The following is a 24,465-nucleotide window of genomic DNA, read 5'->3' on the forward strand; positions in this document are numbered from 1 at the left end:
CGCCTTATTCTTTTTGTTTTCTCCCCTCAGCATGTAACATGTTCAGCCTCCGAACCGGATAGCTGCACAGACTGATGCCTGATGAATAAAACACGACAACAAGAACTTATCCGCTGGTTAAAAAAACAAAGCTCACGCGCCAAAGGCTGGATCCGTCTGTCGATGATGCTGGGTTTACTCTCGGGTTTACTGATTTTGGCTCAGGCATGGCTGATGGCCGGTCTGCTGCACAACCTGATTATCCAGCACACGCCCCGTGAAGACTTGCTGCAAAGTTTCCTGCTGATGGCGCTGACCTTTGTTTTGCGTGCCGTGGTGAGCTGGCTGCGGGAACAGGTGGGCTTTATTTGCGGACGTGTCATTCGTCAGGAGATGCGTAAATTAGTGCTCGACCGTCTGGAAAAACTGGGGCCAGCCTGGATACAGGGCAAACCGGCGGGCAGCTGGGCGACCATCATTCTTGAACAAATCGAAGATATGCAGGATTACTATGCCCGCTATCTGCCACAAATCGCTCTTGCGGGGATCATTCCGCTGTTGATTCTGGTCAGCATTTTCCCGATCAACTGGGCGGCAGGGATGATTCTGCTGTTCACTGCGCCGCTGATCCCGATTTTCATGGCGCTGGTCGGTATGGGTGCTGCCGATGCGAATCGTCGCAATTTTGTCGCCCTCGCACGTCTTAGCGGCAACTTCCTCGACAGCCTGCGCGGCCTCGATACCCTTCGCCTCTTCCACCGCGGCACTGCGGAAATCGATCAGATCAAACGCTCTACCGAAAGCTTTCGTGCGCGCACCATGGACGTTCTGCGCCTGGCTTTCCTCTCTTCTGCCGTACTGGAATTTTTCGCCTCAATCTCTATCGCCGTTGTGGCGGTTTACTTCGGTTTCTCCTATCTCGGCGAACTGAATTTCGGCAGCTATGGCACGCCGGTCACCCTTTTTGCCGGTTTTCTGGTGCTGATCCTCGCCCCTGAATTCTTCCAGCCGCTGCGTGATTTGGGTGCCTTTTATCATGCCAAAGCGCAGGCGGTAGGTGCAGCCGAAAGTCTGGTGACGTTCCTGACAGCCGAAAGTGCAGAGATGGGTGACGGCAGCCAGAACTGGCCACAGGGTGAGAAAGTGTCACTGCACGCCCGTGAGATGTTGATTCAGTCGCCGCAGGGCAAAACGCTCGCCGGCCCGCTGACGTTCAACATTCATCCTGGCCAACGCATTGCGATTGTAGGGCTGAGCGGTGCCGGAAAAAGCTCGCTGCTCAATGCCCTGCTGGGCTTTTTGCCTTATCAGGGATCGCTGACGGTAAGCGGCATTGAACTGAAAACCTTGCGCAATGAGGAATGGCGTAAGCGGCTCAGCTGGGTCGGACAGAATCCACATCTGCCCGAACATACCCTGCGCGACAATATTCTGCTGAATCAGCCGGATGTCAGCGAGCAGCAACTCCAGTCAGCCATAGAGCGTGCGTATGTCAGTGAATTTTTACCGCTGCTGCCTCTGGGGCTTGAAACCGAACTGGGCGACAGTGCGGCACGTTTGTCGGTCGGTCAGGCACAACGTGTCGCCGTGGCCCGTGCCCTGCTCTCTCCCTGCGCATTATTGTTACTGGACGAACCTACCGCCAGCCTCGATGCGCACAGCGAAAAACGCGTGATGAGCGCGCTGAACGAAGCGTCTGAAGCTCAGACATCCCTGCTGGTCACCCATCAGCTGGAGGACACCCGTGACTATGATGAAATCTGGGTAATGGACAAAGGTCAGATCGCTGAGCGTGGCACTTTCCCTGATCTGGTTGCTCAGGGCGGATTATTTGCCAGCCTGTTGTCTCAGCGCAGTAAGGAGCTGTAATCATGAAAATTCTACTGCCTTATCTCGCCCTGTATCGCCGTCACTGGTTCCGTCTGTCACTGGGTATCATTCTGGCGATTGTGACCCTGCTCGCCAGCATTGGCCTGCTGACGCTCTCTGGCTGGTTCCTGGCGGCCTCAGCCGTCGCCGGTATCGCCGGGTTGTACACGTTCAATTACATGCTTCCGGCAGCCGGTGTGCGCGGTGCCGCAATATTTCGTACTGCGGGGCGTTACGCTGAACGCCTGGTCAGCCACGATGCGACCTTCCGCGTACTGGCGCATTTGCGCGTGTTCACTTTCACTAAAATTATGCCGCTGTCGCCGGGTGGCATTGCGCGGTTTCGTCAGGCTGATCTGCTGAACCGGCTGGTCGCCGATGTGGATACGCTGGATCACCTGTATCTGCGTGTTATCTCTCCGTTGATCAGCGCTCTGGTGGTGATTGCGCTGGTGACCTTTGGGCTGAGTTTCCTTGACGTGAAACTGGCCCTGACGCTCGGCGGCATCATGATGATTCTGATGCTGCTGCTGCCGGTGATGTTCTATCGCGCAGGTAAACCCGCCGGACGCGAACTGACCGCTCTGCGCAGTGATTACCGGATGCAGTTGACGTCGTGGTTACAGGGCCAGTCAGAACTGGTGGTATTCGGCGCGCAAGCGCGGTTCCGACAGAAACTGAATGATATCGAACGCCGCTGGATGCTGCGCCAGCAGCAGCAGGCGAGGCTCACCGGGCTGTCACAGGCGGTGGTCATTGCCGCGGCGGGTCTGACCGTAACGGTGATGCTGTGGCTTGCTGCCGGCGGGATCGGGACAATCGCAAACCCCGGCGCACTGATTGCGTTGTTCGTGTTTACCCCGCTGGCTGCTTTCGAAGCGCTGGGGCCCGTCGCCGCGGCTTTCCAGCATCTGGGTCAGGTGATTGCCTCGGCGCAGCGTGTCAGTCAGATCATCGATCAGCCCGCCGATGTCACTTTCCCGGCACAAGGTCCGCAGGCCGCAGAACACGTCACTCTGTCACTGAAAAACGTGAATTTCACTTATCCCGGACAGCCGTTGCCGGTGCTTAAAAATATTACGCTGGAAGTGGCTGCCGGTGAGCACATCGCCCTTCTCGGCCAGACCGGCTGTGGCAAATCGACCCTGTTGCAACTGCTGACGCGCGGCTGGGATATTAACAGCGGCGCATTGAGCATTAACGGTCATGCGATAACGACCTACGATGAAGCGTCGCTGCGACAGATGATTACCGTCGTCAGCCAGCGCGTACATATTTTCAATAATACGCTGCGTGAAAACCTGCGGATGGCCTCTCCCCAACGCTCCGATGACCAGCTTGCTCAGGCACTCAGACAGGTAGATTTACATGTTCTGCTTGAAGACGAAGGCCTGAACGCATGGCTTGGAGAGGGTGGCCGTCAGCTTTCAGGCGGCGAACAGCGTCGTTTAGGCCTGGCGCGTGCCCTGCTGCATAACGGCCCGCTGTGGTTGCTGGACGAACCCACCGAAGGGCTGGATGCAGAAACGGAAAACCATATTCTGGCCTTGCTGCACAAGCATTGTGAAAATAAAACGCTACTCTTAGTGACGCACCGTTTACAAGGTCTTGAAAACCTCGACAGAATTTGTGTGATGGAAGAAGGCGAGATTGTGGAACAAGGTGATCATCCGACGTTAGCCGCCTCACACGGCCGGTACGCCCGTTTTCTTGCGCGCGGCTGATGTCTGTAACTGATTTATGTGGCGGCCTGTCAGCCGCCGGATAAGGAGATCTATGCGGTTAGTTAAACTCGAAGCCAGTTCTGTTCATTTTCCGGATCCTGATACTGCGTTACAGGACCCGAACGGCCTCCTGGCTATCGGTGGCGACCTGACCTCACCGCGTTTGCTTTCCGCGTATCAGCATGGCATTTTCCCCTGGTTTGAGCCCGGAGAGATGATCCTCTGGTGGTCACCCGATCCGCGCGCAATTTTAGTCCCTGAAGAGCGCCACATCAGCCGGAGTTTGCAACGGTTCATGCGTAAAATGCCTTTTCGTTTTACGCTCAATCAACGTTTCGAGCAGGTGATCCACGCCTGTGCGATGCAACGTGAAGATGGCACCTGGATCGGCCCGCTGGTTCAGCGCGGTTATCAGGAATTGCACGAGGCCGGGCACGCCCACTCAGTGGAAGTCTGGGAAGGTGATGAGCTGGTCGGCGGTTTGTACGGCGTATCCGTCGGAAGTCTGTTTTGCGGTGAATCGATGTTTAGCCGCCGTGAGAATGCCTCCAAGTGCGCGCTCATGATGTTTTGCCAACATTTTTCCCGCAATGGTGGAGAACTGATTGACTGTCAGGTGCTCAACCCTCACACTGCGTCGCTGGGTGCGAGAGAGATCCCACGCCGCCAATTTTTGCAGCAGTTATCCGAACTTTCGCAACGCGCGTTAGCACCGGATTGCTGGTTGCCACAAGACTTATCCCCACATGATGAAGACCTGCCGGTATTTCCGAAGGATAGGGAATAGGTGCGGTCATGAACCATACTTCTTTACATAATGTGGGTTTTTCGGCATTATCTTGCCGGTTAAAAACTATGGTAGTTAGACCTAGAGGATTCGATGGCCAAAGAAGACAACATTGAAATGCAGGGCACCGTACTTGATACGCTGCCAAACACTATGTTCCGCGTAGAATTAGAAAACGGACACGTAGTTACCGCACACATCTCCGGTAAAATGCGTAAGAACTATATCCGCATCCTGACGGGCGACAAAGTCACTGTAGAGCTGACCCCGTACGACCTGAGCAAAGGCCGCATTGTCTTCCGTAGCCGTTAATAAACGGCTCACTCATCGCTGATTTTCCGGCGATACCCGAGGATACCCTCTTCGCCCTTCCTGCACTTGCAAGGGCGTTTTGTGGTATCCGCAATTCGGCATGTGTTCCACTATCCTTTCTGAAATCTCTTACTGATTCCTGCAATTAAATAAAGAATTTCGGAAAGAAAAAAGGCGATGTTTTCACATCGCCTTTTGTTTTTTCATCACCGATGAAAATTAGTGCACCGCACCTTCCGGCTTTTTCTTCTGCGCGCTCATGAAGTGGTAAGTCAGCTTATCGGCTTCCTTATCCAGCGCCACAGACACCGAGCCACCGTCTACCAGTGAACCAAACAGCAGTTCGTTGGCCAGCGGTTTTTTCAGGTTTTCCTGCACGGTACGGGTCATCGGACGCGCGCCCATCGCACGGTCATAACCTTTCACGGTCAGCCAGTCACGGGCTTCATCACTGACTTCCAGCGAGACGCCTTTGGCATCCAGTTGCGCCTGCAGTTCGACGATAAACTTATCGACCACCAGTTGGATCACATCGGTAGACAGGTGGTTGAACCAGATCACGTTGTCCAGACGGTTACGGAACTCCGGTGTAAACACCTTCTTGATCTCTTCCATGGCGTCAGGGCTGTTATCCTGATGGATAAGGCCAATCGATTTACGTTCAGTTTCACGTACACCAGCGTTTGTGGTCATCACCAAAATCACGTTACGGAAATCAGCTTTGCGCCCGTTGTTATCGGTCAGCGTACCGTTGTCCATGACCTGCAACAGCAGGTTGAAGACATCCGGATGCGCCTTCTCGATTTCATCGAGCAGCACCACCGCGTGAGGATGTTTAAGTACAGCATCCGTCAGTAAGCCGCCCTGATCAAAGCCAACGTACCCAGGAGGTGCACCGATCAAACGGCTGACCGTATGACGCTCCATGTATTCCGACATATCAAAGCGCAGCAGTTCGATATCCATCGCTTTCGCCAGCTGAACCGTCACTTCGGTTTTACCCACACCGGTAGGACCGGCGAACAGGAAGGAACCGACCGGCTTGCGATCCTGGCCCAGACCCGCACGGCTCATTTTGATCGCTTCTGTCAGGGCTTCGATGGCAGGATCTTGCCCGAAGACCAGCATTTTCAGGCGGTCACCGAGATTTTTCAGCACATCGCGATCGGTTGCTGACACGGTTTTTTCCGGAATGCGGGCGATACGCGCCACCACACTTTCGATGTCGCTGACGTTAACGGTTTTCTTGCGTTTACTGACCGGCATTAACCGGCTGCGCGCGCCTGCTTCATCAATAACGTCAATGGCTTTGTCTGGCAGGTGACGGTCATTGATATATTTGACCGACAGCTCCACCGCTGCACGCACCGCTTTCGCGGTATAACGTACATCGTGGTGCGCTTCGTATTTGGTTTTCAGGCCATTGATGATCTGCACGGTTTCTTCGACGGTCGGTTCAGTAATATCAATTTTCTGGAAGCGACGCGCCAGGGCACGGTCTTTCTCAAAGATATTGCTAAATTCCTGATACGTCGTTGAACCGATCACCCGGATCTTCCCGCTCGACAGCAAGGGTTTGATCAGGTTAGCCGCATCCACCTGACCGCCGGACGCCGCACCGGCACCGATGATCGTGTGGATTTCATCAATAAACAGAATGCTGTTCTTATCCTGTTCCAGCTGTTTGAGCAGCGATTTGAAACGTTTTTCAAAATCACCACGGTATTTCGTGCCTGCCAGCAGAGAACCGATATCCAGAGAATACAGGGTGCAGTCGGCCATTACTTCCGGCACGTCGCCCTGCTCAATTCGCCATGCCAGACCTTCAGCAATTGCGGTTTTACCTACGCCGGATTCCCCCACCAGCAGCGGGTTATTCTTACGGCGACGGCAGAGCACCTGAATGGCGCGCTCCAGTTCTTTGTCACGGCCAATCAGCGGATCGATGCCACCTACACGCGCTAACTGGTTAAGATTAGTGGTGAAGTTCTCCATACGATCTTCCCCCGCCGACTGCTCTTCGTTAACTGGGTTTTCCGCATTGTTTGGCGCCTGGCTACCCGATTCATCTTTACGGGTACCGTGCGAAATAAAGTTCACCACATCAAGGCGGCTGACATCATGTTTACGCAGGAGATAGGCAGCCTGAGATTCCTGTTCGCTGAAAATCGCGACCAGAACGTTAGCGCCGGATACTTCACTGCGGCCAGAAGATTGCACGTGGAATACCGCACGTTGCAGAACGCGCTGGAAACTCAGCGTAGGCTGGGTGTCACGTTCCTCTTCACTGGCGGGTAAGGTGGGTGTGGTTTGCTCGATGAAGGCTTCCAGCTCCTGGCGTAATGCCACCAGATCGACTGTACAAGCTTCAAGCGCTTCACGGGCAGCAGGGTTGCTGAGCAACGCCAGCAACAGGTGCTCCACGGTCATAAACTCATGCCGGTGCTCACGGGCTCTTGCGAAAGCCATGTTGAGACTGAGTTCAAGTTCTTGATTGAGCATAGGCACCTCCCAAATAGATTGCCTTAATCAGGCTTTTTCCAGCGTACACAGCAACGGATGCTCATTCTCCTTGGCGTACTCATTTACGTGTGCGACCTTGGTTTCGGCGACTTCGGCGGTATAAACGCCGCATATCGCTTTGCCTCTATAGTGCACCTGGAGCATCAGTTGCGTTGCACGTTCAATATCATAAGAAAAGAACTTTTGCAGAACGTCAATCACAAATTCCATTGGAGTGTAATCGTCGTTGTTTAATATAACTTTATACATAGATGGCGGTTTTACCTCATCCTTTTGCTTATTCGCCGTCAAATGTTCAAAATTTAGCCAGTCTTGTTTGTCGCCCATTGCCTGCTCGTCACCTGTGAAGATCGTATTGGATGCTAAATACCTGACGTGAAAGCTTTCTGCGGGGCTTCACGCGGCTATTTCCCCATTTTACCATCTCTTGCGTCACGGTGCCGCTGCACAAAATGTCCTCTTTGCCATCAGCCCCGCTGGCATATATTTAACAAAATATGTCAATAGCGTTACCTGCTTCAAAGTTTGGTTATCTGCCCCCTTATGACAAATGCCGTTTCCTTGATCTCTAAACCGTTTCCACTAGAGTGTAAATTCGTGAGCTGAACGTCTTTTGAACAGGCCATCACTGGCCAGGTTCTGGTCTTCCCGCTCACCCAACTGGCTTTCACGCTAACGACCAGACTAGTCATGAGAGGGATGAAGAAGCATGCTGACGGGTACAGTGAAATGGTTCAATAATGCTAAAGGTTTTGGCTTCATCTGCCCGGAAAGTGGCGGAGAAGACATTTTTGCTCACTACTCCACCATTCAGATGGAGGGCTACCGGACATTAAAGGCAGGCCAGCAGGTCAGCTTTGATGTTCATGAAGGCCCGAAGGGGAATCATGCCAGCCTCATTATTCCAGTGGAAAGTGCAGCGGTCGCCTGACCTGTTCTGTTACAGCGGTTCGGATAAAAAATAATGCCTGTCACTCACTGACTGGCATTTTTTATTTATGGGGGAGAATGCGTCAGGCTTCAAGCCCTGAACGATAAATAAAGTACATTTTTTAGACACCGATTGCTAAGACACGACACAAAACAAATTAAATCTAAACACAATCTCAACAAATCGCGTTCAATCTCTCCCTCTTTTTGCCCGTTGCACCCCTGTTTATTGTTGGCCTGTTGAAATAGCCGTTATTGACATCCGGCCAGACACAACAGGTAAATACCATGACCACATTCAGTTACCCATGCGAAGAAAAGGCTCCGCTTTCGGGTCTTCAGTTGATGACGGCGCTGCTCTCCCGTCGTCTGGTACCGGGACCTTCGTGGAAATTGCCGCGCTACCGTTTTAAATTCCTTTTTCGCGCGCTGACCCATCCGCGCCGCACCTTTAGCATGCTGGATTACCTGGCGCAGCATCCGCAGCGTGATGAGATCCTGACGGCGCAGCCGAGCCTGCCCTGCAAGTTACACCGCGTCTATCAGGCCGCCAATATCACGCCGGAGCAGGCGATGAAACGCATCACCGATCATTACGACATGATCGGCCACTGCCTGCCGGACGCCATTAACCACGGTTATCTGAGCAAAAAGCCGATGGCGATTGCCACCCTGACCGGTAAAGATGAGCAACGTTTCGCGATCACCTTCAATTCGGTCAGCCGTCTGGATAAAGAAGGTGAAGCAACGCTGACCTTCAACAACCCGCAGGGTGAACCGATCGCCATAGTGACGTTCTCGTTTATCCACTATCAGGGCCAGCCGACGCTGTTCATCGGTGCGCTTCAGGGGCCCCGTGCGCACGTCGATCATCACGAAATACAGACGGCAACCAAAGCCTGCCACGGTTTATTCCCGAAACGTCTGGTCATTGAAGCGCTGACCACGCTGGCTGAGCTGGCGGGCATGACGCAGATTGTTGCGGTAGGAAATCACACCCACATTTACGAAAACCCGCGCTACAAAAAACGTAAAGGTATGGTGTTTGCGGATTACGACAGCTTCTGGGAAACGATGGACGCCAAACAAGGCGAGGACGGTTATTTCCATCTGCCGCGCCAGATAACACACCGTCCGCTGGAAGAAATTGCCAGTAAACGACGCGCTGAGTATCGCCGCCGTTACCAGTTGTTAGATGAGCTGGAAACCCAAATCCGCCAGACATTTTCCAGCGGACATGGGCACCCAGTGCTCACTGAAGAGAGCCGCGCGGTTTAATCTGCCCTGCCGCGTGCCAGCCAGGCGACGCGTGAAAACATTTGTCGCAGCAACGGGGGAATCGATGAGGTTCCCCGCAACGAAGCCGCCTGCGCCACATCTATCGCCAGATCGGGCTTTGAGCTGCGGTGAATGGCTTTGTCGATGATGCGTCTCGGCGACATCGGCACATTCTCCGCAATGGCGGAATGCTTGCGATACACGTCTTCAAAACCTTCCCGATACAGAAAATATTCGATGTCCTGAGAAGGCAGCGCGGTCAGGCGGTAGCGCAGATTATCATCATGATTCTCAACGTTAGCCTTTACCGTCGCCGCATATTTACGCCCGGCTTCATCGCCGTCCACCAGAGTATGCCACTCAATGCCCATCTGCCGGGCGAAGCGCAGCAAGGGTTTTAACCCGCACTGGGCAAACTCGATCACCTTGATCCCTTCAGACTCAAAATGATAGCCGCACTGACGCGCCAGCTGATTGAGCAGCCAGACTTCGGTTTCCCCTTCCACCAGCAGCCAGCAGCGGGCGAAAAGCGACGACGGGCGGTTAAAACGGATATGAAACGCAATGCGGCGGCTGTCCTCCATGCTCAGCCCTTCCGGGCCAATGGCATAAGCCGCCACGCGGGATGACTCGCGCACCAGGCGACAAATCTGTTCAACCGGCACCAGTGAAAGTAAATCGCCGGAGTTGGTGGTAGTGATGCGCTGCAACGGCAGTTGATCCAGTAATCCCCACGCCACGGACAGCATAATCGGATGCAGACGGGTTTCGGGGTCTTCGATCAGCAGCAGTGGTCGCGCATCCGGATGCAGCACCACCGAGCCTTTCGCCTGCAATAGCGTGGAGAACATGCCGAGCAGCATCACGCGCATACTGCGGCTGTTCGGCTCGGCAATCATCCGGTTAATATTATCCAGTGAACGCCATGCCCGGCGGCTTTCCGCACGGCCATGACGCTTCTGCTGCCACGGCGCGCTGCTGGACGTGCCCTGCTCGGCAAAATAATGTTCCAGCAGTTGCTGCATGGCCGACAGCCCGCTGCGCAGTTCGCTGTTGGTCAGCGATTGCGGATTGTGCACCAGCCCGCGCGTCAGTTCATCGAGTTGCTGCGCCAGTTGTTCATTATTGGTGGAAAGTCGCGGTGCCAGCGTGTCACTGCGCAGCCGGCGGATAAAGCGCGCATCCCGCAGGCGTAAGACCGGGTTCAGGCGGATCAACGCCAGCGCCAGCGGGTCGATAGTCGTCAGATTCAGCGGCTGTCCGTTGGATGACAGAAAGCTGCGCAGCGTCATCACGCTGCCGTCATCTTCCAGCTCACCTTCCAGACGGTAATAAATGCGGTTCAGACGATCCGGGCATTTCACCCACAGCGGAGACAGCGTATTAAAGCGCGGCGACATATGATGCCCGGCCTGATTTTCGCAGAAGGTAAACACGATATGCAGATACTGCGATTTCGACTCTTTTTCGCCTGCCGGAAAATAAAAATCTTCTTCTTTGAAGCAATACAGTTTGGCTTCGGGCGAAAGCAGCAGCGTCAGCGCATCCAGCAGGCTGGATTTCCCCCAGGCATTTTCGCCGATAAGAACGGTGTTGGTCAGAAAGGATTCGGTCTGCCCCTGCTGCGCCGGGCCGGTGATTGATGCCCCCCGTTGCGCAGGCTGAGTCAGGGTCAGAGAGAGCCGGTTAATACCGCGAAAACCGACAATATCAATATGTTCCAGATACATCAGACGCCTCCTGTGCGCTCAGTACTTAGCTGAGCATGGCGTTAAAAATCGGTTTCCGTCAAGGCTGCCCGACGATCTCTGTGTCGCAAAGCTGCTTTACAGTCAGATAACTTTTGGTTAGCGTGACGGGCGGTATTTTCTGTGCCGCCCTCCTCTCAGGGAGCCTCACTTTTCAGGGATTTGATCTCATGTATTCCGGCCTGTTGATTATTCTTTTGCCGTTGATTCTCGGTTACCTTATTCCGGTTAAAAACCGCGCTCTGCTGCACGTTGTGAACCAGATGTTGAGCTGGATGGTGTATGTCATCCTGTTCATTATGGGGATCAGCCTGGCCTTCCTCGACAATCTCAGCACCAATTTATTACTGATTTTCAAATATGCCGCCGTCTGTTTCCTGTGCATCTTTGTGATGAACTACGCGGCGCTTTGGCTGCTCGAACGCCGCCGTCCGTGGAAAACCCAGCATAAACAGGAAAAGTTACCGTCGCGTTTACACATGGCGCTGGAATCTCTGAAACTGTGCGGCGTGGTGATCGGTGGCTTCGCGCTCGGCCTGACGCAATGGCACTGGCTCACTTTCGCCTCGCAGGCCAGTGAACTCGCCCTGCTCTTCCTGCTGGCGCTGGTCGGTATCCAGCTGCGCAACAGCAGCATGACCCTGCGCCAGATCATCCTTAACCGCCGCGGCATGATAGTGGCGGTGGTGGTGGCGATCAGCGCGTTGATCGGCGGTGCGCTGGCCGCCCTGCTGCTCGGGTTGCCACTGAAAACCGGGCTGGCGCTCGCCTCCGGTTATGGCTGGTACTCGCTTTCCGGCATCGTTCTCACCGACTCTTTCGGGCCGGTCATCGGCAGCGCCGCATTCTTTAACGATCTGGCGCGTGAGCTGTGCGCAATCATGCTGATCCCGACGCTGGTTCGCAGCAGCCGTTCCACCGCGCTGGGGCTGTGCGGCGCAACGTCGATGGATTTCACCCTGCCGGTCTTACAGCGCAGCGGCGGGCTGGATATGGTGCCGCCTGCGGTGGTGCACGGTTTCGTGCTCAGCCTGTTATCCCCGGTACTGATGGCCTTTTTCTCGGCCTGATGACGCCGTTTTCCCGCTGCGTGATACGGCGGGAAACGTCCTTCCCTGCCTGCAAAACTTGCGATAAATCAAGTTCAGCTCATTTCCTCTGAAAATTCCTTCATTTTTGAGCCTGCCGGTCTTAGGCTTGCATTAAAACAAGCATTTCAAATGCAACTTTAAAAAAGGACCTCATTATGTTTTGTGTGCAATGTGAACAAACAGTCCGTACCCCGGCGGGCAATGGCTGCGCGTATGCGCAGGGAATGTGTGGCAAAACGGCAGAAACCTCTGATTTACAAGACTTACTGGTCGCAGTGTTAGAAGGCCTGTCCGCCTGGGCGCTGACGGCACGCGGCTACGGCATCATTGATGAAGAGATCGACAGCTTCGCGCCCCGCGCCTTTTTCTCCACCCTGACCAACGTGAACTTCGATTCTGATCGTATCGTCGGCTATGCTCGTGAAGCCATTCTTTACCGTGAATCGCTGGCCGTTCGCTGTCGCCTGATGGACCCGGAGATCACCGTCAGTCACCCGCTGGCCGCGCTGGAACTGGTCAGCGATAATCTCAGCGAACTGCAACAACAGGCGCAACAGTTTGCGCTCAACGGTGATAAAGCGCAGATCGGCGATGACATTCATGGCCTGCGCATGTTGTGTCTGTACGGCCTGAAAGGGGCGGCGGCATACATGGAACACGCCCATGTTCTGGGCGAGTCAGATACCGCCATTTACGCCGAATATCACCGTCTGATGGCGTGGCTCGGTACGCAACCCGCCGACATGGGCGAAATGCTCAACAACGCGATGGCGATCGGCAAAATGAACTTTGGCGTGATGGCCATCCTGGATAAAGGTGAAACCGATGCCTACGGCCATCCGCAGCCTACGGCGGTAAACGTCCGTCCGCTGGCAGGCAAAGCGATTCTGATTTCTGGTCACGATCTGAAAGATTTGCAGATGCTGCTCGAGCAAACCGCCGGTACCGGCATCAACGTTTATACCCACGGCGAAATGCTGCCCGCGCACGGTTATCCGGAACTGAAAAAATTCCCGCATCTGGCCGGTAACTACGGCAGCGGCTGGCAAAATCAGCAGGTGGAATTCGCGAAATTCCCCGGCCCGGTGGTCATGACGTCCAACTGTATTATTGATCCGAACGTTGGCAATTATGGCGACCGCATCTGGACCCGCAGCATCGTCGGCTGGCCGGGCGTGCAGCATCTGGAAGGCGAAGATTTTGCGCAGGTCATCTCACAGGCGTTGCAGCTTCCGGGTTTCCGTTACAGTGAAATCGAACAGGAAATCACTGTCGGATTTGGCCGCCAGACCCTGCTGAGTGCAGCCGATACCGTCATTGATCTGGTCGCCACCAAAAAACTGCGCCACATCTTCCTGATTGGCGGCTGTGACGGCAGCCGCGGCGAACGCAGTTACTTCACCGATCTGGCGGTCAGCGTACCGAAAGACTGCCTGATCATGACCCTCGCTTGCGGTAAATACCGCTTCAACAAACTGGATTTCGGCACCATTGAAGGATTGCCGCGTCTGCTGGACGTCGGTCAGTGCAACGATGCCTATTCCGCCATTATTCTGGCCGTGAATCTTGCCGAGAAATTAGGTTGTGGCGTGAATGAGTTACCGCTGAGTCTGGTGCTGTCCTGGTTCGAGCAAAAAGCCATTGTGATCCTGCTGACCCTGCTGTCGCTCGGTGTGAAAAACATCGCCACCGGCCCGACGGCGCCGGCCTTCCTGACCGATAACCTGCTGGCGATCCTCAATGAAAAATTTGGCCTGCGTGCAATCACTTCGGTGGAGCAGGATCTGAAAACCATGCTGCCGGAGTAAACCGAGATGAATTTTCCGTTATTCCCCGATCAGCCAACGGCGCTGTGCCAGAACCGTATGCAGGTCTATTCGGTTGCGCAGGAAACGCCCGATGTCTGGACAATTTCCCTGATCAATCATGATGTTTATGATTATCAGCCCGGCCAGTTTGCGCTGGTGAACATCGGCCAGCACGGCGATGTTCAGCGCGCTTACACGCTCTCCTCCACGCCCGGGCAGAGCCCGTTTATTCAGCTGACAGTGCGCCGCATCGACGGTGGCGCAGGCTCACAGTGGCTGACAACGCAGGTCAAACCCGGTGATTACGTCTGGCTGAGTGACGCCCTCGGAGAATTTACCTGCGAAACCCGGCAGCCGTTGTTATTGCTGGCGGCCGGTTGCGGCGTGACGCCGGTGATGTCTGTCGCACGCGATATTCTGGCGCATCATCCTGCGCAAAGTGTGCAGGTGTTTTACAGCGTGCGCAGCCCGCAGGACATTATCTTTGCGCAGGAATGGCAGCACCTGTGCGCAACCTATCCGCAACTGGATCTGACCATTCTTGCGGAAAATGGCGCCGGATCCGGGCACATCGCCGGACGGCTGAGCCAGGATTTGCTGCAAAGTCGGGTGCCGGATATCCGTGAACGTCGGGTGATGATTTGCGGGCCTGCACCTTATATGCAACTGGCGGGCGACTGGGCGAAAGAACTCGGTGTGGCGGCGGATAACATCGTTAAAGAGCAGTTCCAGGCGACGGAAACCGGGGTGTCTGCCGATCAGCAACTGACGCTGACCCGCCTGACGCCGTTGCAGAATTACCGCGTACCGGTCGGTTCCACGCTGCTGGCCGTGATGGAGCAGCATAAAATACCGGTCACCGCCGCGTGCCGCGCAGGCGTGTGCGGCAGCTGTAAAACCCGCATACTCAGCGGCGATTACCAGACCACCAGCCGCATGACGCTGACCGATGAAGACGTCGCTCAGGGATATGTGCTGGCCTGCAGTTGTCAGCTTCAGGGCGACGTCACCCTCGCCTGATCCCCGCGTTAACTCGCTGCCCGCACATGATTTTTTACAGTCTGAGCGGGCAGTTTTACAAAATTTCACCCCCCTCCTCTGCATAATTTTGTATGGTTTAAGGCTGAACATTCAAGGATGTAATCAGTGGACTATGCTTAACCCAGTCTTTTTTATGTAATACACCGAGGGAACTGAAGATGAAGCAAAGCGTAGCGTCATATCTGGCGAAAACATTAGAAGCGGCGGGCGTTAAACGCATCTGGGGCGTCACCGGTGACTCACTTAACGGCCTGAGTGACAGCCTGAACCGTATGGGCACCATTGAATGGCTGGGCACGCGTCATGAAGAAGTGGCTGCGTTTGCCGCCGGTGCCGAAGCACAAATCACCGGTGAACTGGCGGTGTGCGCCGGTTCGTGCGGGCCGGGCAACCTGCACCTGATCAACGGCCTGTTCGACTGCCACCGCAATCACGTTCCCGTGGTCGCCATTGCCGCTCATATTCCGTCGAGCGAAATCGGCAGCGGTTATTTTCAGGAAACCCATCCGACCGAGCTTTTCCGCGAATGCAGCCACTACTGTGAAATGGTGACCAATCCTGAACAGTTGCCGCAGGTGCTGGCGATCGCCATGCGCAAAGCTATTCTCAACCGTGGCGTGTCGGTGATTGTGTTACCTGGCGACGTCGCGCTTAAACCCGCGCCTGAAGATGCCAAAATCAGCTGGTATCCGCCGGTGCTGCCAAGGGTTATTCCGCAGCAAACCGAACTGGCAAAGCTGGCTGAACTGCTCAACGGTGCGACCAATATTACGATGATGTGCGGCAGCGGCTGTGCGGGCGCGCACGACGAAGTGATCAGGCTGGCTGAAACGCTGAAAGCGCCGGTGGTGCATGCACTGCGCGGCAAAGAGCATATCGAGTGGGATAACCCTTACAGCGTCGGCATGACCGGGCTTATCGGCTTCTCTTCCGGCTTCCACGCCATGATGAATGCGGACACGCTGATCCTGCTCGGCACACAATTCCCGTACCGCGCCTTCTATCCGACGGACGCGAAAATCATTCAGATTGATATCAATCCGGGCAGCATCGGCTCCCATTGTCATGTCGATATGGCGCTGGTGGGTGACATCAAATCCACGCTGACCGCGCTCCTGCCGCAATTACAGGCTAAAACTGAACGCAAGTTCCTCGATAAAGCGCTGAAGCATTATGAAGAAGCGCGTAAAGATCTCGACGGACTGGCGACGCCGAATGACAAGCAGGCTATTCACCCGCAGTATCTGGCGCAACAGATCAGCCGGTTCGCCGCATCGGATGCCATCTTTACCTGTGACGTCGGCACGCCGACCGTCTGGGCGTGCCGTTATCTGCAAATGAACGGCCAGCGCCGTCTGCTCGGTTCGTTCAACCACGGTTCGATGGCCAACGCCATGCCGCAGGCCATTGGTGCGCAGGCGATTGACCGTTCGCGGCAGGTGGTGGCGCTGTGCGGCGACGGCGGATTCGCCATGCTGATGGGGGATTTTCTGACGCTGGCGCAGCAAAAGCTGCCGGTGAAAATCGTCATCTTTAACAACAGCGTGCTGGGATTTGTGGCGATGGAAATGAAAGCAGGCGGGTATCTGACGGACGGCACTGAGCTGAAAAACCCGGATTTCGCCGCCATTGCCGAGGCCGCCGGCATCAAAGGGATCCGCGTGGAGAAAGCGTCGGACATTGACGCCGCCTTGCAGGATGCGTTTGCTTACGAAGGGCCGGTGCTGGTGGATGTGATCACCGCCACCGAAGAACTGGCGATGCCGCCACAGATCAAATTCGAGCAAGCCAAGGGCTTCAGCCTGTACATGCTGCGTGCGGTGATAAGTGGCCGGGGTGATGAAGTCGTCGAACTGGCAAAAACCAACTGGCTGCGATAACCCTGACAGGGCTATAGTGGAAGGTCAGGCGGGCTCTCAGCCCGTCTGATCTTACATTCTAAAAACACAGCAGAAGGAAGCCCACGTTGATCGACTTACGCAGTGATACCGTAACCCGCCCCAGTGAAGCGATGCGTCAGGCCATGGCCCATGCTGAAGTCGGCGATGATGTCTACGGCGATGACCCAACGGTAAATGCTTTACAGGCGCTGGCGGCAAAAATGTGTGGTAAAGAAGCCGCACTGTTTTTACCGACCGGCACCCAGGCAAATCTGGTGGCATTACTGACCCACTGTCAGCGCGGCGAAGAGTATATCGTCGGCCAGAAAGCCCACAATTACATGTATGAGGCCGGTGGCGCTGCGGTACTCGGCAGCATCCAGCCGCAACCGCTGGATATGTCCGCCGATGGCTCGATTGCGCTGGATAAAATCGCCGCCGCCATCAAACCTGATGACATCCATTTCGCCCGTACGCGCCTGCTGAGCCTGGAAAATACGCACAGCGGTAAAGTGCTTCCTCTCGATTATCTGCAAAAAGCCTACGCGCTGACCCGTGAAAAAGGGCTGGCACTGCACATCGACGGGGCACGTATCATGAATGCCGCCGTGGCTCAGGGCGTTGAGTTACGCGAAATCACACAATATTGCGATACCCTGACCATCTGCCTTTCAAAAGGTCTGGGTGCGCCGATCGGCTCGCTGCTGGTCGGCAGCAAAGAGTACATCCACCGCGCTAACCGCTGGCGTAAAATGACCGGCGGCGGCATGCGCCAGTCCGGCATTCTGGCAGCGGCGGCGATCTATGCGCTGGAAAATAACGTTGCGCGGCTCAAAGAGGATCACGATAACGCTCAGTGGCTGGCAGAAGAGCTGACCAAAATCGGCGTGGAAATCGCCGAGCCGGGTGCGCAAACCAACGTGCTGTACATCAGACAAAGCGCTGAGCTGGCGGCCAAAATGGGCCCGTGGATGCGTGAACGCGGCGTGATCATCAGCGCCGGACCGCTGACGCGCGTGCTCACCCACATCAACATCAGCCGTGAAGATCTGCAAAAAGTCGTCGCATTGTGGCAGGAATTCCTGCACCAGCACGCCTGACCACTGCCAGCCTGCGGCGATAATCTCCGGATTATTGCCGCATTTCCATGATTCCTTTTACCCCTAGCAAAACGGATTATGCACATGCCACGGATCGTCATACTCGGTGCCAGCGGATACATCGGCCAACACCTGACTGCCCACCTGAGCCAGAACGGTTTTCAGGTCACAGCCGCCGCGCGCCGCATTGAATGGCTGCAACAACAGAAATGGCAAAACGTCCGCTGTTGTTTTGCCGACGTCTACCAGAGTAAAACGCTGGCCGCGGCCTTTGAAGGGGCCGACGTACTGGTGTATCTGGTTCACGCCATGACGGAAGACGACGATCTGCTGGAAAAAGAGCGGCAGGCAGCCCAGCACACCTTGCTGGCGCTGAAAGAGTCGTCGATCAAACACATTGTTTACCTCGGTTCGATGCAGCCGGAAGACAGCGATTCTCCGCATTTACAGGCACGTAAACTCACCGGCGATCTCCTGCGTATGAGCCATATTCCGGTGACCGAACTGCGTGCGGGCATCGTGATTGGCGCAGGGTCGGCGGCGTTCGAAGTGATGCGCGACATGGTGTATAACCTGCCGGTTCTCACGCCGCCGCGCTGGGTTCGCTCAAAATCTTCCCCCCTGGCACTGGAAAACCTGCTTGTGTATCTGCGCGAACTGGTGGCGTTACCTGCGCATGGCAATCGCATTCTCGAGGCTGCCGGGCCGGAGTACATCAGCTATCAGACGCTGTTCGAACGCTTTATCGCCATGAGCGGAAAGCGCCGCTGGCTGATCCCCCTGCCGATGCCGACATCGTTCGTCTCCGTCTATTTCCTCAGCCTGATCACCTCGGTACCGACACCGCTGGCAAAAGCGCTTATTCAGGGGCTGAAGCACGATCTCCCAGCCGACAGCGCGCCACTGCAACAGCTGATCCCACAGGTGCTGATCCCCGTCGATGAGGCGATCCGCACTACGCTGGAAAAAGAACAGCAGCAGGTGATGGATTCACCCGACTGGGGATACGACGCCGACGCCCGTGAACGCTGGCGCGCAGGCTACGGCTATTACCCGAAACAGGCCGGATTTACTCTGGAAACGTCTGCCTCAAAAGCCGCGTTGTGGAAAGTGGTGCAGCAACTGGGTGGCAGCGAAGGGTATTTTTATGCCAACGGCTTATGGAAAACACGGGCGAGAATGGATGATTTGCTCGGCGGCAAAGTGAAATATGGCCGCCCCGAACGCGATTTCCTTAAGCCGGGTGACAAAATTGATGGCTGGAAAGTGATTGGTTTGAAACCACAGCGCGAACTGGTGCTGCTTTTTGGTATGAAAGCACCGGGGCTGGGGCGGCTGACCTTTACCATCACTGATAACGGCGAAAGCCGCAGCCTGGATGTGCGTGCCTGGTGGCATCCCGCCGGTTTCCGTGGCCTGCTCTACTGGTTCAGCATGATGCCCGCCCATCAGTTTATTTTCCGCGGAATGGCAAAACGTATCGCCAGCCTTGCGCGACAGAAAGATCGTTGCGGGCGATAAAGGGTTATTTTACGCGCTTTCAGACATTGCTCACCCCCTTTCCCATTGCAAGCCGCACAAATTCACGAAAGAATGGCACCCTTATTGCTGCGGGGTGTCATCACTTCACAGCTGACAACAATTTTTCTCCATTTATGAAGGCATTGGCCTGTTTATGAAGGTATTGGTCACCGGCGCGAGCAGCGGCCTTGGGCGCAACGCGGTCGAGTTTCTGCGTAATAAAGGCATCAGCGTCAGGGCGACGGGTCGCAACGCCGCGATGGGCTCACTTTTGCAGAAAATCGGTGCGGAATTTATTCATGCCGATCTCACCACCCTGGTGTCTTCGCAGGCTAAAGCGCTGCTCGCCGACATCGATACCGTCTGGCACTGTTCCGGACTGATGTCGCCGTGGGGCAGTGAAAAGGAATTCGAACTGGCAAACGTGCGCGCTACGCGACGTCTTGGAGAGTGGTCGGCGGCCTATGGCGTGGAAAACTTCGTCCACATTTCCTCCCCGGCCATCTACTTCGATTTTCATCATCACCGCGATATTCAGGAAGACTTCCGCCCTCACCGCTTCGCCAACTCTTTCGCCCGCAGTAAGGCGGCCGGAGAACAGGTGATCCACACACTGGCGCTCTCCAACCCGCAAACCCATTTCACCATTTTGCGTCCGCAGGGCCTGTTCGGGCCGCACGATAACGTGCTGCTACCGCGCCTGCTGCAAATGCTGAAATACGGCGGCACGCTGATGCTGCCACGCGGGGGGGAAGCGCTGGTTGACATGACCTACGTCGAAAATGCCGTTCATGCTATGTGGCTGGCGACGCAGACTGACGCGACAGAATCGGGGCGGGCATTCAACATCACCAACCAGCAACCGCGGCCATTGCGCACGCTGGTCAGGCAGCTGATGGAAAATCTGGACATCAAATACCGCATCCGTTCTGTGCCCTACCCGCTGCTGGATGTGATGGCGCGCGGCATGGAGCGCATCAGCAAAAGCTCGCATAAAGAGCCGGTGCTGACGCATTACAGCGTGGCAAAACTGAATTTTGATCTGACACTTGATACCCGGCGCGCACAGAAAGAACTCGGCTATGTACCGGTGATTTCGCTCGATCAGGGGATTATCCGCACCGCCGACTGGCTGCGTGATCACGGCAAACTTCAGGGCCTGCACGGCATCGGCCCGAAACGCGACTGACCCTTCCCGTCAGCCGCTTTTTTCAGTCATTCTTATCCGGGAACTGCTGCAATAACGCCTGCACAATCGCCTGAGTTTGTGCATCGGCATTGCCGCGGTAGTCGCTCTGCCTGAAATGCATCTGAAACGCGGCAATTACCCGGCGTTGCTGGGCCTGCGTCATGTCATCCGTCACCGTATAACCGTACTGTTTCAGCAAGGCTAACAGCTGTGCCTGATCAACCGGCTGCTGCGGATCGCGCCCGGCCAGTCTGGCCTGCACGATACCGGCGTCCGGCCATGCGCCAATCCCGCGCTGAGCCATTTCCTGCCACGGGAACAGCGGACCGGGATCGTCTTTACGCTGCGGTGCAATATCGCTGTGTGCCACCACATTGCGCGGCTCTATCTGATAGCGCGCAACAATTTCTTTGCTCAGGTTAGCCAGCAGATCGATTTGTGCAGGCGGAAAAGGATAAAACTTCTTGCCCAGCAAATGTTTACTGTAGCCTTTATTCTCCAGCTCAATGCCGACGGACGTATCGTTCAAATTGGTCCGCCCGCGCCAGCCGCTGGCCCCCGCATGCCACGCGCGCATCTCTTCCGGCACCAGTTGCCACGCCACCGGCTTGCCCTGTTCCAGCGGCGGTTTGGCCGGGATCAGGTAATGCGCGCTGACGTGTTCATCGGTAAGGGTCGTTAATGCGTTGTGGAAATCTTCAGCAGTGTAATGGATCACCAGAAAGCGGATCCGCTGATCCGCGCCTTGTGCCTGATGAGTCGTTTCCAGCCGGAACGGCGAGTTCACCGCTGACTGGCTGGTGCTCTGGCAACCGGCCAGCAGGAGCAGCAAGGCCGCGCACGCACCGGCCTTCAGGCCACGGCACATCATTTGCGATGCACAATCACAGCGGTGCCGGAGATGCTGACCATCAGCATACTGGCGTTTTTACCCACGGTTTCGTAATCGATATCCACGCCGACCACCGCATTCGCTCCGCGCTCTTTGGCCTGTTCTTCCAGCTCGCTGAACGCGATTTCACGGGCTTTACGCAGCTCTTTCTCATAAGCCCCGGAACGTCCGCCAACGATATCGCGCACACCGGCGAAGAAATCGCGGAAAATATTGGCACCTAAAATCGCCTCACCGGTCACCACGCCGCAGTATTCCGCAATGATGAAACCTTCCAGCGTCGGGGTCGTTGAAATTTGCATGAGTATTCCTTATCAGTTGTCGTCCGGGATTCATTTAAAAGCGCCTGAATAGCATAAAGTATGCGCAGGGGAAAAACGTATCATTTTCTCTTCGCCATGCATTAAGCCAAATCGGTTTTATACTGTATGGTAAAGAAAGTCATGGTGAAAACGTTCAATCTTTCAGTAAGGAATACAATGAAAAAGAAAATTCTTGCCGCCACCATCCCGCTGGTGCTGATGCTCAGTGCCTGTACCACGGTCGAACCTGCGTATAAGGATATCGGCAGCCGCGCGGCTCCCTGCATCGACGGCGGCCCGGACAGCGTTGCCCAGCAATTTTACGATTTCCGCATCAAACAAGGTGGCAGCGGTGTACCCAATTCCAGCCAGCTGGCCGCCTACCGCCCTTACCTGAGCACCGGTTTGTATAACGCGCTGCTAAAAGCGCAGTCCCAGCCGAAAGTCGATATCGCCGCCTCTCCGAACGAGAAAGCCGGTGCCGGTTCCGGTGATGGCGACGTGTTCTCCAGCCTGTTTGACGGGCCGACCTCCGCCTCTGTAGACAGCGCCTCGACCATTCCTAACACCGATGCCCGCAATATTCCTCTGCGCGTAACTTTCACGCATGAGAAAGACAAAGGCGCCTCCAGCACCTGGAAAGATGAAGTTCTGATGGTGCGCGAAGGCACCTGCTGGACTGTCGATGACGTCCGTTACATGGCCGATCTCGACTTCGCTTCAAGCGGCACTTTGCGTCAGGTTTTGGAAAATCAGTAACATTATCCTTTCCTGAATAAACGCAATAACGCGTATGCATAATGTTGGTCAAGGGTGAATAACATCATTGACCAACATCTGCGTCACAGTGATGCAACAATATCTTGTGCTACACTTTGGCATTCCTGCGGCTACAGATAATTTTTAAGCCGCGATCGTTGCATAACTATGCTGTGGAAGTTACCATCTGCGGCATCAATGGCTATTCACTATTTGCGCATGAGTATTCAACTTAATAGCATCAACTGCTTCTACGGCGTGCATCAGGCGCTTTTTGACATCCAGCTCAACTGTCCCGCCGGTGAAACCCTGGTTTTACTTGGGCCAAGTGGTGCAGGCAAAAGCTCCCTGTTACGTGTTCTGAACCTGCTGGAAATGCCCCGTTCAGGCACACTGCAAATCGCCGGTAACACCTTCGATTTCACCCGCAAACCGGATGAAAAAGCGATCCGCGAACTGCGTCAGAATGTCGGCATGGTTTTCCAGCAATACAATCTGTGGCCGCACCGCACCGTGCTCGACAACTTACTGGAAGCCCCGATGCGTGTATTGGGTCTGACCAAAGAGGTGGCGATGCAACGCGCTCAGAAATTGCTGACCCGTCTGCGACTGACTGATTATGCCGATCGTTTTCCGCTGCATCTTTCCGGTGGCCAGCAACAGCGTGTGGCCATTGCCCGTGCGCTGATGATGGAGCCTCAGGTTCTGCTGTTTGATGAACCGACCGCCGCGCTTGACCCGGAAATCACCGCCCAGATCGTCAGCATTATTCGTGAACTGGCTGGCACCGGCATTACTCAGGTTATCGTGACCCACGAAGTGGAAGTCGCGCGTAAAACCGCGAGCCGCGTGGTGTACATGGAAAACGGACGGATCGTGGAACAAGGCGACGCCTCTGTTTTCGCCCAGCCGCAAACCAAAGAGTTTGCCAGCTACCTGTCCCATTAATTTGGTTGTCTATAAATACATTAATTGATGTTTTCTACGGAGTTAGCGATGAAAAAATTAGTAATTGCCGCGGTTCTGGCTACCGTCAGTTTGTCAGCCAGCGCTGCTGACACCATCCGTTTCGCGATGGAAGCGTCTTATCCTCCGTTTGAGTTTGTAGACTCCAGTAACCAGATCCAGGGCTTTGATGTCGATCTGGCGAACGCCATGTGTAAAGAGATGCAGGCAACCTGTACCTTTACTAACCAGGCATTCGACAGCCTGATCCCAAGCCTGAAATTCCGTCGTTTTGACGCCGTGATCTCCGGTATGGACATCACCCCTGAGCGCCAGAAACAAGTGGCATTCACCAACGCGTACTACGACAACTCCGCCTTGTTCATCGCGCACTCCGGCCAGTTCACTGACGTCGCGGCGCTGAAAGGCAAACGTGTCGGTATGCAAAACGGCACCACGCATCAGAAATACCTGATGGATAAGCACCCTGAAATCACCGCTGTGCCTTATGACAGCTATCAGAATGCCGTGCTGGATCTGAAAAATGGTCGTCTGGATGCGGTGTTCGGTGATACAGCCGTGGTCAACGAGTGGCTCAAGCAGAACAAAAACCTGGCCGCCGTGGGTGACAAAATCACTGACGCGACTTACTTCGGTACCGGTCTGGGTGTTGCTGTTCGTCAGAACAATACCGAATTGCTGACGAAGCTGAATGATGCACTGGCGAAAGTCAAAGCTGACGGCACCTACAAGACGCTGTATTCAAAATGGTTCCAGCAATAAGTTT

The 24,465-nt window shown here is 55.1% G+C and carries 21 protein-coding genes; 16 read left to right on the plus strand and 5 right to left on the minus strand.

All coding sequences use genetic code 11. The features are described 5' to 3' along the window. Positions 1 to 81: 81 nt before the first annotated feature. The 4 genes from cydD to infA all read left to right on the plus strand — a co-directional run bounded on the left by cydD (position 82) and on the right by infA (position 4,671). Entirely contained in the window at positions 82 to 1,848 is a 1,767-nt protein-coding gene (cydD, locus tag ACQZQY_RS18805; protein WP_431296193.1) for a heme ABC transporter permease/ATP-binding protein CydD, read from the plus strand. 2 nt (positions 1,849 to 1,850) lie between these two features. Then, a complete protein-coding gene (cydC, locus tag ACQZQY_RS18810; protein ID WP_431296194.1) occupies positions 1,851 to 3,572 on the plus strand; it encodes a heme ABC transporter ATP-binding protein/permease CydC in 1,722 nt (573 codons plus the stop codon). Between the two features lie 52 nt (positions 3,573 to 3,624). Beyond that, a complete protein-coding gene (gene aat, locus ACQZQY_RS18815) occupies positions 3,625 to 4,359 on the plus strand; it encodes a leucyl/phenylalanyl-tRNA--protein transferase (protein ID WP_056769229.1) in 735 nt (244 codons plus the stop codon). Positions 4,360 to 4,452: 93 nt separating this feature from the next. Continuing rightward, positions 4,453 to 4,671 carry a translation initiation factor IF-1 gene (gene infA / locus ACQZQY_RS18820; protein WP_002211347.1) on the plus strand — a complete coding sequence of 73 codons (219 nt, stop codon included), beginning with the start codon at positions 4,453 to 4,455 and terminating at the stop codon, positions 4,669 to 4,671. A 219-nt stretch (positions 4,672 to 4,890) separates the two neighbouring features. Here the strand turns inward: infA and clpA are convergent, their stop codons facing one another. Next, positions 4,891 to 7,173, minus strand: a complete 2,283-nt coding sequence (gene clpA / locus ACQZQY_RS18825; protein WP_056769228.1) for an ATP-dependent Clp protease ATP-binding subunit ClpA — start codon at positions 7,171 to 7,173, stop codon at positions 4,891 to 4,893. Between the two features lie 27 nt (positions 7,174 to 7,200). Next, on the minus strand, positions 7,201 to 7,521 hold the full coding sequence (gene clpS, locus ACQZQY_RS18830) for an ATP-dependent Clp protease adapter ClpS (RefSeq protein ID WP_056769226.1): 321 nt from the start codon (positions 7,519 to 7,521) through the stop codon (positions 7,201 to 7,203). Positions 7,522 to 7,903: 382 nt separating this feature from the next. Here clpS and cspD point away from each other — a divergent pair, with 382 nt between their 5' ends. Both cspD and ACQZQY_RS18840 read left to right on the plus strand, forming a co-directional pair. Next, positions 7,904 to 8,125: a cold shock-like protein CspD gene (gene cspD / locus ACQZQY_RS18835; protein ID WP_056769224.1), complete on the plus strand. Its 222-nt coding sequence runs from the start codon at positions 7,904 to 7,906 to the stop codon at positions 8,123 to 8,125. Positions 8,126 to 8,412: 287 nt separating this feature from the next. Then, on the plus strand, positions 8,413 to 9,402 hold the full coding sequence (locus ACQZQY_RS18840) for a VirK/YbjX family protein (protein WP_431296195.1): 990 nt from the start codon (positions 8,413 to 8,415) through the stop codon (positions 9,400 to 9,402). Here the strand turns inward: ACQZQY_RS18840 and ACQZQY_RS18845 are convergent. Then, positions 9,399 to 11,132 (minus strand): ATP-dependent nuclease, encoded by a 1,734-nt coding sequence (locus ACQZQY_RS18845; RefSeq protein WP_136375940.1) that lies wholly within the window; start codon positions 11,130 to 11,132, stop codon positions 9,399 to 9,401. The genes ACQZQY_RS18840 and ACQZQY_RS18845 overlap by 4 nt on opposite strands. A gap of 188 nt (positions 11,133 to 11,320) precedes the next feature. On the opposite strand from ACQZQY_RS18845, the gene ACQZQY_RS18850 reads away from it, so the two are divergent. The 7 genes from ACQZQY_RS18850 (at position 11,321) to ACQZQY_RS18880 (ending at position 20,780) form a co-directional block, all read left to right on the plus strand. Next, positions 11,321 to 12,220, plus strand: coding sequence for a lysine exporter LysO family protein (locus tag ACQZQY_RS18850; protein ID WP_122094736.1), 900 nt, complete (start codon positions 11,321 to 11,323; stop codon positions 12,218 to 12,220). Between the two features lie 176 nt (positions 12,221 to 12,396). Continuing rightward, positions 12,397 to 14,049: a hydroxylamine reductase gene (gene hcp, locus ACQZQY_RS18855; protein ID WP_431296196.1), complete on the plus strand. Its 1,653-nt coding sequence runs from the start codon at positions 12,397 to 12,399 to the stop codon at positions 14,047 to 14,049. Positions 14,050 to 14,055: 6 nt separating this feature from the next. After that, positions 14,056 to 15,069 carry an NADH oxidoreductase gene (gene hcr / locus ACQZQY_RS18860; protein ID WP_431296197.1) on the plus strand — a complete coding sequence of 338 codons (1,014 nt, stop codon included), beginning with the start codon at positions 14,056 to 14,058 and terminating at the stop codon, positions 15,067 to 15,069. Positions 15,070 to 15,248: 179 nt separating this feature from the next. Next, positions 15,249 to 16,970 (plus strand): ubiquinone-dependent pyruvate dehydrogenase, encoded by a 1,722-nt coding sequence (gene poxB, locus ACQZQY_RS18865; RefSeq protein WP_056769214.1) that lies wholly within the window; start codon positions 15,249 to 15,251, stop codon positions 16,968 to 16,970. Between the two features lie 131 nt (positions 16,971 to 17,101). Continuing rightward, complete coding sequence (gene ltaE, locus ACQZQY_RS18870; protein ID WP_431297215.1) at positions 17,102 to 18,070, plus strand: low-specificity L-threonine aldolase; 969 nt, start codon at positions 17,102 to 17,104, stop codon at positions 18,068 to 18,070. Positions 18,071 to 18,148: 78 nt separating this feature from the next. Beyond that, positions 18,149 to 19,591, plus strand: a complete 1,443-nt coding sequence (locus tag ACQZQY_RS18875) for a DUF2867 domain-containing protein (protein WP_431296198.1) — start codon at positions 18,149 to 18,151, stop codon at positions 19,589 to 19,591. A gap of 154 nt (positions 19,592 to 19,745) precedes the next feature. Beyond that, complete coding sequence (locus ACQZQY_RS18880) at positions 19,746 to 20,780, plus strand: NAD-dependent epimerase/dehydratase family protein (RefSeq protein WP_056769211.1); 1,035 nt, start codon at positions 19,746 to 19,748, stop codon at positions 20,778 to 20,780. Between the two features lie 22 nt (positions 20,781 to 20,802). Here ACQZQY_RS18880 and ACQZQY_RS18885 read toward each other — a convergent pair whose 3' ends face one another. Further along, positions 20,803 to 21,651 carry an N-acetylmuramoyl-L-alanine amidase gene (locus ACQZQY_RS18885; RefSeq protein ID WP_136375671.1) on the minus strand — a complete coding sequence of 283 codons (849 nt, stop codon included), beginning with the start codon at positions 21,649 to 21,651 and terminating at the stop codon, positions 20,803 to 20,805. Next, positions 21,648 to 21,974: a heavy metal-binding domain-containing protein gene (locus tag ACQZQY_RS18890; protein ID WP_056769207.1), complete on the minus strand. Its 327-nt coding sequence runs from the start codon at positions 21,972 to 21,974 to the stop codon at positions 21,648 to 21,650. The genes ACQZQY_RS18885 and ACQZQY_RS18890 overlap by 4 nt, the downstream gene beginning before the upstream one ends. Positions 21,975 to 22,151: 177 nt before the next feature. On the opposite strand from ACQZQY_RS18890, the gene ACQZQY_RS18895 reads away from it, so the two are divergent. The 3 genes from ACQZQY_RS18895 (at position 22,152) to artJ (ending at position 24,461) form a co-directional block, all read left to right on the plus strand. Further along, the gene (locus ACQZQY_RS18895) at positions 22,152 to 22,733 is read left to right on the plus strand and encodes a lipoprotein (RefSeq protein ID WP_431296199.1); all 582 of its coding nucleotides are present in this window, start codon (positions 22,152 to 22,154) and stop codon (positions 22,731 to 22,733) included. 219 nt (positions 22,734 to 22,952) lie between these two features. Then, complete coding sequence (gene artP, locus ACQZQY_RS18900; protein WP_122095604.1) at positions 22,953 to 23,681, plus strand: arginine ABC transporter ATP-binding protein ArtP; 729 nt, start codon at positions 22,953 to 22,955, stop codon at positions 23,679 to 23,681. A 48-nt stretch (positions 23,682 to 23,729) separates the two neighbouring features. Beyond that, positions 23,730 to 24,461, plus strand: coding sequence for an arginine ABC transporter substrate-binding protein (artJ, locus tag ACQZQY_RS18905; protein WP_056769202.1), 732 nt, complete (start codon positions 23,730 to 23,732; stop codon positions 24,459 to 24,461). Positions 24,462 to 24,465 lie beyond the last annotated feature (4 nt).

The organism is Rahnella sp. PAMC25559 (assembly GCF_050632365.1).
Taxonomy (GTDB): domain Bacteria; phylum Pseudomonadota; class Gammaproteobacteria; order Enterobacterales; family Enterobacteriaceae; genus Rahnella; species Rahnella rivi.